Source organism: Streptomyces aureus, from assembly GCF_001418135.1.
Classification (GTDB): domain Bacteria; phylum Actinomycetota; class Actinomycetes; order Streptomycetales; family Streptomycetaceae; genus Streptomyces; species Streptomyces aureus_A.
In genome coordinates this window covers 1-14,657 of the sequence record NZ_LIPQ01000089.1, presented here as the reverse complement: position 1 = coordinate 14,657, position 14,657 = coordinate 1, and the positions used below count along the sequence as shown (strand labels likewise).

The following is a 14,657-nucleotide window of genomic DNA, read 5'->3' as shown; positions in this document are numbered from 1 at the left end:
CCTCGCGTACGGCGCGTGCCTGGACTTCGTCCGGCACCCGTCGATCGCCGCGATCGCGGACCGGGTGAGCGTGCCGCGGACGTGGATGGTGCCGTTGGGGGCGTGTCTGGCGGCGGGTTCGGCGGGGCTGGTGGCGGGGATCGCCCTCCCGTGGGTCGGAACGGCGGCGGGGGTGGGGCTGGTGCTGTACTTCCTCGGGGCGGTCGGTGCGCATCTGCGGGTCGGTGACCTCCGGATCGGCGGGGCGCTCGTCATGCTGGTGCTGTCGGTCGCCGTGCTCGTGCTGGGTATCGCCGTGCACGGGGCGGAGTGAGCGCGGACTCGAGAGTGGAACCCGCCGTTGGCGGGGAGGCGCTCTTGTAGTGGAATCCGCCTGGCCTGGTCAGCCAGTGGTGGCTCTGGTCTCCTCTCCGTGGAGGCTCACGGATAGTGATGTCAGTGGTGTGTGGTGGGATTGCCGGACTCTGCCGTCGATCTGCTGGGAGACCGTCGTGACGTCCTCGTATCCGTCTCTGACTCGCGCCTTGGCCGAGGCGTTGGTCGATGTCCTGTGGTTCATCGACGGCAGCGAGGACGAGCAGATGGATCAGGACGACGCGGTCAAGGTGACGGAGGGCGCCGCCCACGTGGTCAGCACGCTGTCGAGTGATCAGCAGCAGGAGCTGATCATCCTGCTCCGGGAGATGGCAGCTGCCGAGACCAACCCCGCTCGCCGTGAGTTCCTGGAGGAGTTCCCGGAGAGCTTCGGGCTCATCGACGATCTGTCCTGAAGGATTTCAGCTTGCCGTCCACAGCAGGCACCCAACCGTGCCCAGCGGTTGACTCTCCAGTCAGACTCATCACCATGAACTCGACGATGTTGACAGCGGCATGGTGAGACGCAAGAAGAAGAAGAAGAAGCGGCCCGCCTGGGGCATTCCGAAGGGGATCGTCCTGTTGGCGACGCCGGAAGGCTGGCGCACCAGCGTCCTCACCGACAGCGGAACGCTCTGCGGGCGACTGGACGTGCCGGTCAACACCGACCCGCAAGACGCGCGAGCCGCGGCGGCGGTGATGGTGACGGAACTCGCGCGCGACTTCCACGGCACCGACGTGGAGGTGACCTGGGATCCGCCCCGGGAGGCATGGGCATGGACCGCCCACGTCACCCTTGCTGCCGATGACCAACCACCTTCGCCGGACGCCGAAGGCTGAACGGCAGGCTCGGGAGCAGAGCGGGACGCACTTGCGGAGGAGTTCGCAGCCAGCACGGCCGAACATCTGGCGCTGCAGCATCTTGAGGGGCGCCGCGGGTGGCGCCCCTCGGCGTGGAAGAGGGCGCGTTCCCGAGCAGATGATCTCGATTTCGGGCCGTTCGGACAGCCAGGCCAGGGTGTCCGCTTCCCGGTCCGGCAGGAGGTCCACCGGCCGGCACGTCTCGACGTCGACGAGTACGGTTCCGTAGATCCGGCGGGTGCCGTGCGTTCGGTGGTGGGGGTGGCCTCGGAGCCGGGGTGCGCGCCGCGTACGGTCGGCGTATGCGCGATGAGCAGGACCAGAATCCGGGCGGTGCCGAGCCCGAGCCCTCACCACGGCGGGCCGCCGACGCGCCTGCTGACGGGGCCGCGGCGTCCGGTGCGGTGCTATTCGTGTGCGCGGCGTGTGAGGTCCCCTTGACGCAACCGCTCACCCGGCTGCCCGCAGTTCCCCAGCCGCCGTTCTACGCGTGGTGGGACGCGGACGAACCGGGTCCGTCGCCGGCGACCGTGCCGTCGGGCTGCTACGCCATCGAGACGGAGCCTTACGGCGCCCCCTTGGTAGCCACCGGCATCCCCGGCCCGGCGATGCCGCGTCGCGGGACGAAGACCGACCGTCACGGGCAATGGCTGGTGTCGCACGGTCCGCGAGGCAACATCGTCATCAATCCGGACGACGCGCGCGGCCTGACGCTGCGGCACGTCTCCTCCGCCTGTTGCGGAGCGACCCCGGACGGCGGAATGAACCAGATGTGTGCCTGCGGAACCTTCGTCGCGACCCTCTGCTCCGACTGCTGCCTGCCGTACGAACTCCACCTCTCAGCCGGCCACGTCCGCGCAGTCCAGCCCTGAAACAGGTCTGGACTGCCGCTTCTCACCGGCACCCATCTTCCGCCGGGCGTCGGCTGATCCCGAGGGCCGGCGCTGTGGAGCCGTGGCCACGAGATACGGCCATGCCCGCCGTCCCGTACGAGGCGACCGTACTGGCGGCATTCCTCAGCAACCTGCTGTGGACGACGGGTGTTTCGTCATCGACCTCAGCCTGTCGGTGCCGGCGCCGGTGTCGGTGTCTGTGTCTGTGTCGGCATGGTGCAGGCGTCGGCGATGGCCCGCGTGTCCCAGTAGAACGGACGGACCTCGGTGATCCGCCCGTCCTTGACCGTGATCGCCTGCAGAATGGGGAAGGTGAGTTCGCGGCCGGTCGCGCGAGCGCGAGCGCGGACCTGTGTGAGGACCACCGCAGTCTCACCGGTGGCGAGGAACTCCTGTTCCACCATGTCGAACGACTCCCATGCCTGTCCCATCATGAGGAAGAACTGCTTCATGCCGTTGTGCCCACGCCACATGCCTCCGTAGGGCAGAGCATCTGCTTGGTGCAGCTCGACATCCGGCGCGAAGAAGGGGGCGAGGAGGTCGAACGAAGCCTCATCAGGGCCTCCCGCCGCCAGGTACTCCGCCTCGGCTGCATACATGCCGGTGAGAACTGTCACTGATTCCGTAGTGGATGCCATCGTCATGTCTCCAGCATGAGCACCGCCACGGGACCTTGCTGGCGTCAATCAGACATCGTCGTGCTGCGCGGCCGGTGCCTCCGTCACACGCTCTCCGGTCGTAGCCGGCCTCGTAAAGCGATGGCTTGGGCGGCGGCCGCGCGGTGTACGGCGGCCACGCGGCGTACAGCGGGAGAACCGGGAAGTGCGAGAGACGGGCGCGCTCGTGCGCACGACCGAGTGGAAGAGCGGGCGCGCTCGTCCGCACGACCGGAGGGACCACCGCTACGGCGTCGCCGGGTCAGGTCGAAACACCCCGCCGAAGGGCAAGGCACTTCACCCCCTTCCGAACACTTTCGGCGCGACCTCACGGCCGGTCCTCGCCAAGAGGGGGCTGGTTCTGGACGTCTCGCCGGAATTCGGTCGGCCGGCAGCCGGGCGGGAGGTAGCCTGCGCGCACCGGACGGTACTGCGACGCGGCGGGGGCGGCGATCAGGATGGCGATCGGGACGGGCACTTACGACCGGGAACTGGCGACACGGCTGGCGCGGCGGGCGGTGGCCATGGCCGCGCCCGAGGAGCTTGCGCAGTTCGAGCTGACGGCGCGGGCTTTCCACAGCGTCCCGCCACACCGGCGGTTCGGCGGCGGGTCTCGGGCCGGCGAACCGCTCGGCCTGGGACTGGAGACCGTGGCGGCGCTGCTGGGCACGGTGGCGTTGGCGGCGGCGGTGCAGGTCCTGGACCATATGGCCCAGCAGGCCGCGGGCCACGTGGTGGACACGACGCGGCAGGGACTACTGAGCCGCCTGCGGCGCCGGCGCCATGGCGGGGAACCAGAACAAGAGGCTGCCGCCGCGCTGCCTTCCCGGGAGCCGTTGACCGCGGCCCAGCTTGCGGAGCTGCGCCGGGTCGCGCGGGAGACGGCCCTGCGGCTGCGGGTGCCGGAGGACGCGGCCCGGGCCATCGCGGACGGCATCGTCGCGGAGCTCGCCGCCGCCACCGGGGAGCCGGATCCGGGGACATCCGGCCCGGAAACAGGGGCCGTTGCGGAACCGGCCTCCGGTCCCGGGCCTGGCGGGACAGGTGCGTGCGTCGGCCATGGCACGGCCACCGTGGCCGCCGCCAGTCCTGACGCGGACACAGGAACCGGTTCCGCCCTCGCTGCGGCCGACGCCGGGCCCAGCGACGTAGCAACCCCCACGCCCATCGCCGAGCCCATCGCCGGACCCGGCACGGCCGCCGGGGACGCAGTCGCCGTGGTGGACGCCAACGCGCCCGACGGGCCCGGGGCGGCACCCACCGGAGCGGGCGCCGCAGGGTGAGAGGGGCGAGTACCGGACCGGGGGTGCCTCGCAGACCCGTGCCGGCCGGGGTGTTCGCCCTGTCCTCAGGGACCACTGTCCGGTTCATCCTGCTCATCGCGGCCGTCGCCACTCTGACGGTCATGACCGCCACCACGTTCGCCGCGGGCGCTGTGCACGCCGTGGACCTGGAGGGGGCCCAGGCATTCCTGGAATGCCTGGAACGGACCAGCGAGGAGGCCGCCCGCCGCCGGGCCGAGGGCGTCGCCGTCCCGCTCCCCGACGGATCACCGGACGCCTGCCCGGACCCCCGCCCCCTCGCCGGACTGCTCCTCCCCGGGGCCGCCACCGTGGGCTTGCTGGTCGCCCTGGCCGTCGGCTACGTGGCCCTGCCCCGCTGGCGCGTCGCCCGCCGCGGCTACCAGCCGCTGACCGGGATGCCGGAACTGACGGCCGCTGTCGCCGGGTTGCTGGCCGGCACCGGGGTACGGGCGCGGGTGACGTTTCTGGCGGATTTGCTGGACCCGACCGTCTCCGCCCTGGCCTTCGGCCGGGCCGGACGACGGCAGGTCGTGCTCAGCGGCGGCCTGATCGCCCTGTACGGCCGGGACCGTGCGGCCTTCCGGGTGGTGGTTCTCCACGAACTGGCCCACATCCGCAACCGTGACATCGACATCGGCTTCGTGACCCTGATCGCGTGGCGGACCTTCGGGCCGCCCATGCTGGCGGTCACCGCCCTGGCGGTCCTCCTCGCCCCCGCGGTGGTCGGGGCGGAACGGGCCGCCGCGATCGTCGCCTTCGCGGTCCTGCTGGGCCTGATGGGGCTCCTGGTCACGCTGCTCAGCAGCGCCGTTCTGCGCAGCCGCGAGCTGTACGCCGATGCCCGCGTCCGCGAGTGGGAGGGCTCGGCGGAAGGGTTGCGACACCTGTTCACGACGTACGCCGCGGACGGCCCCGTGCGGCGGGCCGGCGGGCGGGGCCGCTTGGCGGAGCTGCGCCGGGTGCACCCCACGACGGGGCAGCGGCTCCTTGCCCTGGCACAGGGGCGGCCGCAAGCGCCGCCCGGGTTCTGGGACATGGCCGCGGTCGGCGCGGCCGTGGCCTTCCTCTTCTACCTGCTCAAGCTCGGCCCTGGTGGCGGCACCTTCCGCCACACCGCCTCGCAGACCGCCTGGAATGAGCTGACGGGCCCGGCCTCGGCGGCCTTGTTGCTGCTCGTCGCGGCGGGCACGGTGGTGTGGCGGGCCGCCGCCGAGGACGGCATGCCGCGGACTCGGGCCGCCGGGCTCGGTCTCGGCCTGGGCGTGTGCGTGTCCAACCTCCTGGCCACGTACGTCGTATGGCTCGGTTTCGGGATCGGCGGTGCGGGGCTCTCATACGTCCTGCCGTACACGGCCGTGATGTGCCTGGCGGGCTGGGGCCTGGTGCGCTGGCTGGCGGCGGTGGCTGTGTCGTGGCAGCCGGTCCTGGAGGCCAGCGGCCGGCCGCGGCTCATCCTGGCCGCGGTCCTGGCGGGGTCGGCGGCCGGGCTGTTCGGCCCGATCGGGTTCCTCCTGAAGCTGCCGGGGCTGTTGATCTACGGTTCGGCTTTCGTCGCCCCGACCATGCCTGGGGCCGTGCTGTTCTTCTGGGGGTCCGCTCAGCTGCTCTCGGACCGGCTGACCACGCTGCTGCTCCCCCTCGTACTGACCGGGGCATTCGTGCCGGTGACCGGGTACGCGCTGGCCCGCCGGCTGGCCAGACGAAGACCCGCACTGGGCTTCGGCCCGGCTCTTCCGACCGCAGGACGTATGGTCCGGCTGGGCATCCCCGCCGGGGCGGTGGCGGCCGCCGCGGCCGTGGTCGTGATGCTGGGCCCGGTCCCGGCCGCGTGGTGGGTCGTTCCCGTGGTGTTCGGTCTCGCGCAGGTGGGGGCCGCACTGTGGGCCACCCGCGACCACGCGCCGCTACGGCTGGCCCGGGCCATGGTGGCGATTCTGGGCTGTGGGGCGATGGCTCCGTTGTTGCTGGCCGCGACGGTCCATGCCCTGTCCTGCTCGTCCGGGAGCGGCGCCTGTTCCCCGCTCCCGGAAATGGCGCATGTGCGCCTCGCCGTCCTCATCATGGCGCTGACCTCGGGTCCGGCGTGGCTGGTATTCGCAGCCCTGGTCACTGCGACGGCCGCCGTACGAAGGCGTCGCGGCCACAGCGTCCGGCGCGCCGGTCCATGACAGGCGAGTCGGGCCGTGACGAGCGGGTCGGGTGGTCCTCTGCGGGCTGGGCATGAGGTGCCGGCCTGCCCCCACACCCCAACTGCCGCGGTGTGGGGGCAGTTCCTCTCTGGACGAGGCCGCCCATGACCAGCACCGGAGGCGAGCACATGCCGGATCACGATCGCCCGGGGGCCGGAACTCGGCCGCCCAGACCGGCGGCAGCTTCTAGGATCTGCGGCATGGCGACAAGACTCGTGCAGATCAACATGAAGGCCCACAACGACGCTGCGCTCGGCCGGTTCTGGGCGCAGGCACTCGGCTGGGGCGTCGACAGCGAGGGACCCGGCGTGACCAACCTCGAACCCGTGGGCTTCTCCTACCCCGACCCCGCGGCCGTCTGCATCGACATCGTCGCCGGCCCCGAACCCAAAACGGTGAAGAACCGGGTGCACCTCGATCTGGCCACCACCTCCAGGGCCCATCAGGCGGAGTTGGTCGCGCGCCTGGAGGATCTCGGCGCGACGCTCGCCGACGTAGGTCAGGGCGACGTCCCCTGGACGGTCATGGCCGACCCGGAAGGCAACGAGTTCTGCGTCCTGGAACCCCGTCCGCTCTACCAGGACACCGGGCCGATCGCCGCGGTGGTGGTCGACTGCACCGATCCACGAGAGATGGCCCGTTTCTGGGACCAGACAATGGACTGGACGCTGCACGAGGTCACCGACGACCACGCCTCCATGCGATCCGCCCACGGCGTCGGCCCCTACCTGGAATTCCTCCGTACCCCCGGCACCAAGAGCGTGTGGAACCGCGTCCACCTCGACATCAGCCCCTACCCCGGTGACGACCTGCACAGAGAAGAAACCCGACTGCGCGCCCTGGGCGCCACCGACCCCGGTATCGACCAGTCCACCATCCCCTGGACGGTTCTCGCCGACCCAGAAGGCAACGAATTCTGCCTCCTCACGCCCCGCTGACCCCCTGAACAAAAACCACGACCACAGCGACGGCCAGCTCCAGGCCCGACCGGGTAGAAACCGTTGCCATACCGATCATGGAATCTGTCGATCGACCGGGAGTCTCGATCGGGTGATCGCGGGCACTACCCGGCATGAGAGCCGGTCCTGGCGGTATACGGGCAAAATCCAAAGGGACGGAGGGCCGCGCGCTGCTACGGTCGGGCGCTATGAGCTGGCTCCCCGACAACTTCGTCCATCCCGTCCTGGTACCGCTGCCGGGCAGTGGTCATCACCTGCGGCCGATCCGGGAGGCGGACACCCCGCTCGACTATCCGGCTGTGATGGGGTCGCGCGAGCGGCTGTGGACCATCTTCGGCCCAGCCTGGGGCTGGCCTGCGGCCACCATGACCTACGAGGCCGACCAGGCCGACCTGTTGCGGCACGAGAAGGAGATCGCCGCACACCAGTCTTTCAACTACGCGCTGTTCGACGCGGCGGAGACAGCTCTGCTCGGCTGCGTCTACATCGACCCACCGGAGAGGGCCGGCGCGGACGGCGAGATCTCCTGGTGGGTGGTGGACGAGCTGGTGGACAGCAAGGTCGAGCAGGCCCTCGATGACCTGGTGCCGCAGTGGATCGCCGCCGACTGGCCGTTCGAGCAGCCGCGCTTCCTGGGCCGAGAGATCTCCTGGTCGGACTGGCTCGCCCTGCCGGAGCGTTCCGACGCGTAAGTATCTTTTGTCGTACCGAGAGGTTCGGTTGCGGGTCGAACTTGGATACTCGGTTGGTCTACGTGCTCCCGCCGCCCACGGGACAAGGGCCTGGTCGAGGAGTTCCACGACCGCAGCCCCTTCGCCGGCCCGCTCACGATCGGCCAGGACGTGCAGATCCGCTGATAGTCCGGCGGCAGCACCGTCACGTCCAGCCCTTCCCGCCGCGACGGCACCACCGAGCCGGGCACCGCCCGGAACACCGCCGGTTCCGGCTCAACCGGCCGGGCAGAGGAAACTCGCACGTCCTTGGATTCGCCGGCCTCGGACGGCACCTCGCTCACCGTTTCCTTCGCGGTCACCAGGCGATCCCCCGGCGGCTCCGCCTCCCCCAGGTCGGAAACAAGAGGGTCCAGCTCGTTCCGCAACAACTCCACCGGCTGCCGGGCAGCGACCTCCCGCTCCTCGATCAACCCCATCACCGACGTGCATCTGGCACCTCCACCAAGCAGAGAACACGACATGTCATCTCTATTGCAGCGGAGGCGACTTCACGCTTGGCCAGCGGAATGCCGGTCAACACCCGGAAGGACAAAAGATTCTCAACACGCCTCATCAGGTGTCGGGGTACTCGTCAATGTGCAGAGCGAAGCACGGCTGATCGTGCGGAGTGCGATCGGCGAAGATAAGCGATCGACGAATGGATGCTGTGGCAGCACCATTCGGGGCGGGGTCGACGAGAAGGAGCCAGGTGATCACCCAGGGTGTGAAGATCGCAACGCGATGCGATGCCTGCGGCGGCGTGCTGATACGCGGCATGGGCCAGTTCATCGACCGCGGACTCCTGTGCTGGGGGACTGAAGGTGTCTGCACGTCATGCACCGTCGCGTGGTGCGAAGAGGACAGCGGTGGCGAGACTCCGGAGGAGATCCGCCAGGCGCTTCTGTCCGAACACGGAGCTGCCCGGCTCCGCCTGATGGGGCCCGAGACAAGCCCGGTGGCCGTACTGCGCGCTCTTCGTGAGGTGCCTGGCTTGACGCTCACGCAAGCAAGGGCCTGGGCAGATGAGTTGAAGTCGACCGGGCTGGTGGGAACGTTGGTCGAGATGGAACTCATCGCCGCCCGGCTCCGTCAGCGATCAGTCAGGGTGGCGGTTGAGACATCGCCCTGCTGACCGTCAGGAGCGAGACCATTCGGACGCTCTGTCAGGCGACGTCGGCTCACCCTCGATGAGGGGGTGAGGCGGTGACTGGACCGTTGATCGGGACGACGTCGCGGTGGTGGAGGAGCCGGTCAAGGGGCGCGGTGGCGAGGACTTCGCATCCGAAGACCTGTCCGAACGCGCTGAAGCTCTTGTCCGAGGTCAGGCCGTCCTCGTCGGTAGCCCGATCAGACAGCAGCGTCCTCGAAACGGTACGCAGGCACACCACGTTCCTCTTGCACGTTTTTTCGCCGGCTCTGTCGCTGATCTTGTGACGCTCCCGGTCCCACCTGGACCAGGTTCTATGGTCGCCACTCCTCCCGGTAGTCGGGGTGCTCGGCGTGCGACTGTGCGAGCACGCGAAGGGCATGTCCGAGACCGAGGAAGCGCGCGTCGGACGGATCCATTGCCTCGTAGTCCCGCACCAGCATGTCGACGAGGTCGAGCATCGGCAGGTGGCTGTCGAGGAGGGCGTCGGCCCCAAAGCGGTAGGCCACGTCGGCATACGCATGGTTGTCCGCCTCGTAGCGGGCGTGAAGGAACTTCAGGAGGTCGTCCATGAAGAGATCTTGGCGTACCTTCGGCAATGCGGTGGAAGATCCTTGCGCGGCTCAAGACCGGAGGAGAATGCGGGTGCGGAGGAGGCCGTCGGCGAACTGCCGAAGGGCGGGTAGATCGTGCTGCCTGACCTGTTCGATCCATTCGTCGAGGTCTTCGCCGCGGTGCTCGTGCATGAGCACGGCGAAGGCTCGGACGTGGTCGATGGCGGCGTCGAGTTCGGGGCAGGCTGCCCGGATCTCCTTCAGGCCGACGGCCTCGTCGGGCGAAGGCGGTCGGGGCGGGTCATGATCCAGCGTAGGGCTCTCCTGGGCTTTGGCAGTGCCGGGGGTGGTGGCGCTGTGACGGTGCCTTGCTTCAGCAGACGGACGTAGGAGTTGACCACGCTCCTGTCTCCGGGGATGCCTTGGTCGCGTACTTCCCGGCGGAGCTGGCTGGCGTTGCGGCGCCCCTGGGCGAAGCGCTGGTAGAAGTAGGGCTTGTAGTCGTCCAGCAGAGTTCGGCGCTGGGTCACCATCACCAGCAGCTCGTCGACGTCCGCGGTCCGGGCGTATCGGCGGACGGCGCAGTAGTCCAGGTCCAGGTCGCGGCTGATCCCTCGAAGGGACCGGCCCTGGGTGAGGAGTTCCTGGACTGCGCGGTGGCGTTCGCGGATGGTGGCGACGATTCGGCGGGGCCGGCCGCGGCCGTCGAGCATGCCGTCCGGCTCCGCCGGTGGCTGTGGCTCTCCGCGCTGGTGTGCGGCCTGGTGGGCTGCGCGGAGGCAGCCGTAGTGGCTGGTGACGGTCTTCTCCACGGCCTTGGTGAGGTTGTTCCACAGGTGCCAGGCGTCGGCGACCCGGACGGCCTGAGGGGCGGCCTTCCTGGCGGCTTCTGCGTAGGCAGAGGCGCCGTCCCGGCAGATGATCTGTACCTCGGGGTGACCGGCCAGCCAGCGGGCCACCGGTGCAGCCTCGCGGCCGGGCAGCACGTCGATCGGCCAGCGCGCCTCCAGGTCGACCAGCAACGTGGCATAGGTGTGGCCCTTGAGTAGGGCGAAGTCGTCAATGCCCAGGACCCGGACGGACCCGGCCCCGGTCAGCGCTGCGGTCCGCAGCAACCTCAGAAGAGTGTCCTTCGCCGCGGTCATGCCCAGCCTTCGGGCGAGCCGGGCCCCAGGCCGACCCGCCAGCACCTGAGCGACGCGGCTGAGCAGGTCCCGCAGCACGGGCGTATGCCGGGCGTGCGGTCGGGTCAAGCCCGGGAGCTGCTCGGCGAACGTGACCGCCGGGCACTCGGTCGTCAGGCACTTGAACCGCCTTATCAGCACCACGATCACCACCGGCAGTCCGCCCAAAGGCGCGTCCGCGAGCCGTCGTTCGTACCGGCCGTGTATTCGGCCCGAGAACCTTCCGCACCCCGGACACCGCACCGAACGCCTACGGGATCGTGCACGCAGCACGACCACACCCACGTCCCGGCGCATCGACTCGACCACAACGTCCGCCAGGTGCGGCAGAGCCTTCCGCACCCCCCCTGAACCGCACATCTATCCGAAACGATCGAACAGCTCCAACGTCACAAGATCAGCGCCAGAGCCCGTTCACCCGTACGTGGCTCTGCGCGTCCGCACAGACGCGGACATCGGCCCGCGCCAAGGGAGAAGGCGACCGCTCGGATTTCCCTCACTTCCCGGCGCTCCTGCTCACGGCGGCTCGTGCCGGATCATGAACCGTCTGGGTATCGGAGGGATGGGTACCGTCCACGCCGCCCCGGCACAGGACGTCAATCGTCTGGCAGTGAAGGCCGAGGCGCTCGCCGGAGTCGGCACGCACGAGGCCCGGATCCACAGGATCCGGGCCTCATGTCACGTCAGTAGCGGGGACAGGGTTTGAACCTGCGACCTCTGGGTTATGAGCCCAGCGAGCTACCGAGCTGCTCCACCCCGCGTCGGTGCACACCACACTACGCCACCCACGGCACCCCCAGTACCAGGCCACCTTCATCAGGCGTGCGCGAGAGGGCCGATGCGGCCGGCCGCGACGCTCCACTGGCCGATGAGCCGCTCTCACGGGAAGGGACTGCGAGGCGTGCTCCCCGCTGCCGTCACAGGCCGAACTCGATGTTCCGGACGTCGAGCATGCGTACGTCCTCCAGACTCCCCGCGCGGGTGCCGAGCTGCTGGAAGTACACCTCCTTGAGCCCTTCGGCGGCGATCTGCCGAAGGGCGGCATCGGAGTCGCCCCGGTCCCGGGCGGTGAACAGACGCTCGGCGAAGCGGGGTGGCAGGGCCACGGTGAGGTGGCGCTCGCGGGCTTCGTCGGTGGTGCCGACCGGAGCGCTGTAACCGAGGCGGGCCTGGACGTCGATGACGATGCCGTTGCTGGTTCCGGCGGCTTTCTTGGCCTTCGCCTTCACCTGGGGCTGCCACCGCTTGTTCACCTCGCCGGCCATGCGGACCGCAAGGTCGGGGCGGGGCTTCTTGATCTGGTCCTTCACGTACCGCTCGACGGTGCGCTGGGAGATCCCGAGCGCCTGGGCGACGGCCTTGGTGCCCTTCAGCTGCTTGACCAGGAAACGCATCCGCGCACCCGCGCTCTTGGGCGCCGGGCGCGTGACCACCAGCTCAAGTGCCTTGTCGAGTCCTTCGCCGACCGACTTCGTCATCGCCTGCCTCTACTCTCCGGTGTCGGCGGCGGTGGTCTCGCCGGTCTTGATGTAGCGGGCCAGGTTGAGCTCGGGAGCCTGGGCCCGTTCACGGAGTTCCTCGGCCCACAGCGTCGTCTGGGTGCCTTCGTGCTTGACCATTCCCGGTGAGACACCGAGTCGGAAGGATCCGGGCACGGTCTTGCCGGCCTCGTCGTAGGGCAGGACGTCGAGCGGAGAAGGGCCGTCGGCTGCGTAGACGGCGCAGTCAGACAGGACCGCGACCGGGTAACGGCCGGTGGCGGCGGCGAGCGCCACCATCTTGCGGTGCATGTTGATCCGGGCCCGGGAGATGATGACGGCCCGGATGTCGGGGCGCCATGTCGGCCTGGCGAGAGCCGGCCAGGGCTGCCCCGGGCGCCAGCCTCCACCGCGTGCTTTCTCCTGGAACTTTCCGATGCCGTTCTTCACCGTCGACTTGACCGCGTCCAGGACGATCGCCATCGCAGGGTCACGCTGCTTGTAGCCGTCCATCGCCGCCAGGTACCCGGCCGGGTCCAGCTTCTCGTCGACGCCCAGGTCTGCCATCGTCTTCACGTAGGCGTCGCGGAGCCGCTTGTACCAGTCGTCGAGGTAGCGGCCCGACTCCGGTCGGATCCACGCTTCGAGGGGGGCGACGTCGTAGCCGAGCTCGACGGCGTAGGCGATGGTCGGGGTGGCGTACCAGGCCGGGCCGTCCGGGGTCTCACCTGTCGGGGTGAAGGGGCTCGGCAGCAGGTCGCCCTGGAGATGGGTCCACTGCTTGCCGACCTTCACCCGGGACAGGTCGACGTGGGAGAGGTCGGCCAGCCACGCTCCGGGGGTTTTGGGGTCGAAGGCGGGATTGGTGACGTGGACGGGTGGGGTGGCGAGGCCGACAACGGCACCGTTGGCACCGGCGGCGAAGGCCATGTTCACGTCGATACCGACCAGCTGGCGTCGCATGCACTCGTCGTCCGTGAGCGGGCGTGCCCAGTCGTAGGCCTCTTCGAACAGCTTCTCGCCGGGGCCGCGTACGTGGAAGCGCGGCAGGTGGGCGAGGACGGGGTGGCCGTCGGTCGCCTCGCACGGGGCCGGGTCCATCGGCTCGGTGCCCAGCGAGCCGGGGTTGTGGACGCTGTGCCGGCGGCCGGCGGCATCGGGAGCAGAAGCGCGGGTCGGCGGGTGCAGGGCGGTCATCAGTTCCAGGCCGGTGACGGCGGTGGAGCCGCGTGGGGTCAGCACCCGGGTGGCGTACGTACCGAGAACAGAGGCGAGTTCGGCCGGCGGCAGGTCCGCGGCGTGGCCCCAGCTGCGCCTGTCAAGGGCGTTCCACGACGGGATGCACAGCTGCACACAGGCGCGGCGGGCGCCCTGGGCGGGGCGGTAGATCCGAGCCCAGGGGCCCAGGCCCCGTTTCGTCAGCTGCCACTGCGCCCGCGTGAGCTGGGTGATCGCCCTGTGGTGGTCCGGGAGCCGTCCGGCGAGGCGCTCCTCTTCGGTCAGCTCGACGGGCAGGCCGAAGCGCTGGAGTGCGGACGGGGTGAGGACAAGCAGTGGGTCGGCGTCCTTGCCCGAACCGTTCAGCCGCTCCGCCCCCAGCTTCGCCTCGGTCAGCGTCCACTCCACCAGCGACGGCAGGGTTCCCGCGGGCACGTCCAGGACCAGACCGCCGACGCAGTACGCGAGGACCTCGCCCTCGCCGGTGACGTCGATGACCGCGAGGGGGCCGTTGGCGAACCCGGGGTCGCCCCCGGCCGTGGGCGGGATGCTCGTCCGGGCGGCATTCCGCGCGCCCGGACGCCGGGCTGCCGTCGGACGGGCGGAAGCCGCGCCCGCCGGGCTGGGTGCCGCCACGAGCCGGGGGGCCTGCGCGGCCGCCGGAGCGGCGGGCGCCGGGGACGGGGCCGCGAGCGTCTTCGGACCCGAGGCGGGCGTGTCGGGCGTCTTCGCTCCATCGCCGTCGCCGCCTCCCTCAGGTGCTGAGGAAGGCCGAGGAGTAGCAGCCGCGGCAGGAGGCTGTGGCGCGGCCGGGTTGGTGGCAGGCGGTACCGGCGGGGCCTGTGGGGTCGACGTGGCTGGTGAGGCCGACTTGACCGGTGGGGTCGACGTGGCCTGTGAGGTCGACGGGGTCGACGGGGCGGTGTCGTGAGTGAGTTTGGCGGCCAGTCCGTCCAGGAGATACGCGTACTTGGCCCGTACCTCGCCTACCGGGTCCCGGCCGCTCTCCCAGCCGGCGACGGTGCTCGGGCTCACCCCCATCGCCCGGGCCACCTGCGCCTTCGACAACCGCGCTTGCTCCCGCAGCTCGCGGCGCCGCTCCGCCCGGAAGCCGCACTCCCGGGGCCGGAGCGGCGCCGCGAGCTGC

At 70.1% G+C, this 14,657-nt stretch carries 14 protein-coding genes, 1 tRNA gene and 1 pseudogene; 9 read left to right on the top strand and 7 right to left on the bottom strand.

Going from position 1 to position 14,657, the window contains the following annotated elements; genetic code table 11:
• The 4 genes from AOK00_RS09315 to AOK00_RS09300 all read left to right on the top strand — a co-directional run.
• On the top strand, nucleotides 1-313 hold a 313-nt coding region (locus tag AOK00_RS09315; RefSeq protein ID WP_063886570.1), incomplete at its 5' end, for a DoxX family protein.
• 211 nt (nucleotides 314-524) lie between these two features.
• The gene (locus AOK00_RS09310) at nucleotides 525-770 is read left to right on the top strand and encodes a hypothetical protein (RefSeq protein ID WP_254047293.1); all 246 of its coding nucleotides are present in this window, start codon (nucleotides 525-527) and stop codon (nucleotides 768-770) included.
• 100 nt (nucleotides 771-870) lie between these two features.
• On the top strand, nucleotides 871-1,194 hold the full coding sequence (locus tag AOK00_RS39405; protein WP_055599833.1) for a hypothetical protein: 324 nt from the start codon (nucleotides 871-873) through the stop codon (nucleotides 1,192-1,194).
• Nucleotides 1,195-1,517: 323 nt separating this feature from the next.
• Nucleotides 1,518-2,087, top strand: a complete 570-nt coding sequence (locus AOK00_RS09300; RefSeq protein WP_173861529.1) for a hypothetical protein — start codon at nucleotides 1,518-1,520, stop codon at nucleotides 2,085-2,087.
• A 185-nt stretch (nucleotides 2,088-2,272) separates the two neighbouring features.
• Here AOK00_RS09300 and AOK00_RS09295 read toward each other — a convergent pair whose 3' ends face one another.
• Nucleotides 2,273-2,752, bottom strand: a complete 480-nt coding sequence (locus tag AOK00_RS09295; RefSeq protein ID WP_055599831.1) for a nuclear transport factor 2 family protein — start codon at nucleotides 2,750-2,752, stop codon at nucleotides 2,273-2,275.
• 470 nt (nucleotides 2,753-3,222) lie between these two features.
• On the opposite strand from AOK00_RS09295, the gene AOK00_RS09290 reads away from it, so the two are divergent.
• The 5 genes from AOK00_RS09290 to AOK00_RS09270 all read left to right on the top strand — a co-directional run bounded on the left by AOK00_RS09290 (nucleotide 3,223) and on the right by AOK00_RS09270 (nucleotide 9,061).
• Nucleotides 3,223-4,047, top strand: a complete 825-nt coding sequence (locus tag AOK00_RS09290; protein WP_055599830.1) for a hypothetical protein — start codon at nucleotides 3,223-3,225, stop codon at nucleotides 4,045-4,047.
• A gap of 122 nt (nucleotides 4,048-4,169) precedes the next feature.
• Complete coding sequence (locus AOK00_RS09285) at nucleotides 4,170-6,236, top strand: M48 family metalloprotease (protein WP_159041716.1); 2,067 nt, start codon at nucleotides 4,170-4,172, stop codon at nucleotides 6,234-6,236.
• A gap of 221 nt (nucleotides 6,237-6,457) precedes the next feature.
• Nucleotides 6,458-7,195 (top strand): VOC family protein, encoded by a 738-nt coding sequence (locus AOK00_RS09280; protein WP_055599828.1) that lies wholly within the window; start codon nucleotides 6,458-6,460, stop codon nucleotides 7,193-7,195.
• A gap of 209 nt (nucleotides 7,196-7,404) precedes the next feature.
• A complete protein-coding gene (locus tag AOK00_RS09275) occupies nucleotides 7,405-7,908 on the top strand; it encodes a hypothetical protein (RefSeq protein WP_055599827.1) in 504 nt (167 codons plus the stop codon).
• 730 nt (nucleotides 7,909-8,638) lie between these two features.
• Complete coding sequence (locus AOK00_RS09270) at nucleotides 8,639-9,061, top strand: hypothetical protein (protein ID WP_254047292.1); 423 nt, start codon at nucleotides 8,639-8,641, stop codon at nucleotides 9,059-9,061.
• Nucleotides 9,062-9,107: 46 nt separating this feature from the next.
• On the opposite strand, the pseudogene AOK00_RS41565 reads toward AOK00_RS09270, so the two are convergent.
• From AOK00_RS41565 to tap, 6 genes and pseudogenes are all read right to left on the bottom strand, one after another.
• Nucleotides 9,108-9,254: pseudogene (locus AOK00_RS41565) on the bottom strand (ATP-binding protein); the annotation flags it as partial.
• A 136-nt stretch (nucleotides 9,255-9,390) separates the two neighbouring features.
• Nucleotides 9,391-9,648, bottom strand: a complete 258-nt coding sequence (locus AOK00_RS09260; protein WP_159041715.1) for a DUF6221 family protein — start codon at nucleotides 9,646-9,648, stop codon at nucleotides 9,391-9,393.
• A gap of 242 nt (nucleotides 9,649-9,890) precedes the next feature.
• Nucleotides 9,891-11,111 (bottom strand): ISL3 family transposase, encoded by a 1,221-nt coding sequence (locus tag AOK00_RS09255; RefSeq protein ID WP_254047294.1) that lies wholly within the window; start codon nucleotides 11,109-11,111, stop codon nucleotides 9,891-9,893.
• A 390-nt stretch (nucleotides 11,112-11,501) separates the two neighbouring features.
• Nucleotides 11,502-11,575 (bottom strand) — tRNA-Met (locus AOK00_RS09250).
• Between the two features lie 156 nt (nucleotides 11,576-11,731).
• The gene (gene tpg / locus AOK00_RS09245; RefSeq protein ID WP_055599823.1) at nucleotides 11,732-12,292 is read right to left on the bottom strand and encodes a telomere-protecting terminal protein Tpg; all 561 of its coding nucleotides are present in this window, start codon (nucleotides 12,290-12,292) and stop codon (nucleotides 11,732-11,734) included.
• Nucleotides 12,293-12,301: 9 nt separating this feature from the next.
• Nucleotides 12,302-14,563 (bottom strand): telomere-associated protein Tap, encoded by a 2,262-nt coding sequence (tap, locus tag AOK00_RS09240; RefSeq protein WP_437441402.1) that lies wholly within the window; start codon nucleotides 14,561-14,563, stop codon nucleotides 12,302-12,304.
• Between the last annotated feature and the right edge of the window lie 94 nt (nucleotides 14,564-14,657).

Coding starts and splice junctions, on each gene's coding strand:
- AOK00_RS09275 (WP_055599827.1), top strand. CDS start 7,405: ATGAGCTGGCTCCCCGACAACTTCGTCCATCCCGTCCTGGTACCGCTG.
- AOK00_RS09260 (WP_159041715.1), bottom strand. CDS start 9,648: ATGGACGACCTCCTGAAGTTCCTTCACGCCCGCTACGAGGCGGACAAC.
- AOK00_RS09295 (WP_055599831.1), bottom strand. CDS start 2,752: ATGACGATGGCATCCACTACGGAATCAGTGACAGTTCTCACCGGCATG.
- tpg (WP_055599823.1), bottom strand. CDS start 12,292: ATGACGAAGTCGGTCGGCGAAGGACTCGACAAGGCACTTGAGCTGGTG.
- AOK00_RS09280 (WP_055599828.1), top strand. CDS start 6,458: ATGGCGACAAGACTCGTGCAGATCAACATGAAGGCCCACAACGACGCT.
- AOK00_RS09285 (WP_159041716.1), top strand. CDS start 4,170: ATGACCGCCACCACGTTCGCCGCGGGCGCTGTGCACGCCGTGGACCTG.
- AOK00_RS09300 (WP_173861529.1), top strand. CDS start 1,518: ATGCGCGATGAGCAGGACCAGAATCCGGGCGGTGCCGAGCCCGAGCCC.
- AOK00_RS09290 (WP_055599830.1), top strand. CDS start 3,223: ATGGCGATCGGGACGGGCACTTACGACCGGGAACTGGCGACACGGCTG.
- AOK00_RS09255 (WP_254047294.1), bottom strand. CDS start 11,111: ATGCGCCGGGACGTGGGTGTGGTCGTGCTGCGTGCACGATCCCGTAGG.
- AOK00_RS39405 (WP_055599833.1), top strand. CDS start 871: ATGGTGAGACGCAAGAAGAAGAAGAAGAAGCGGCCCGCCTGGGGCATT.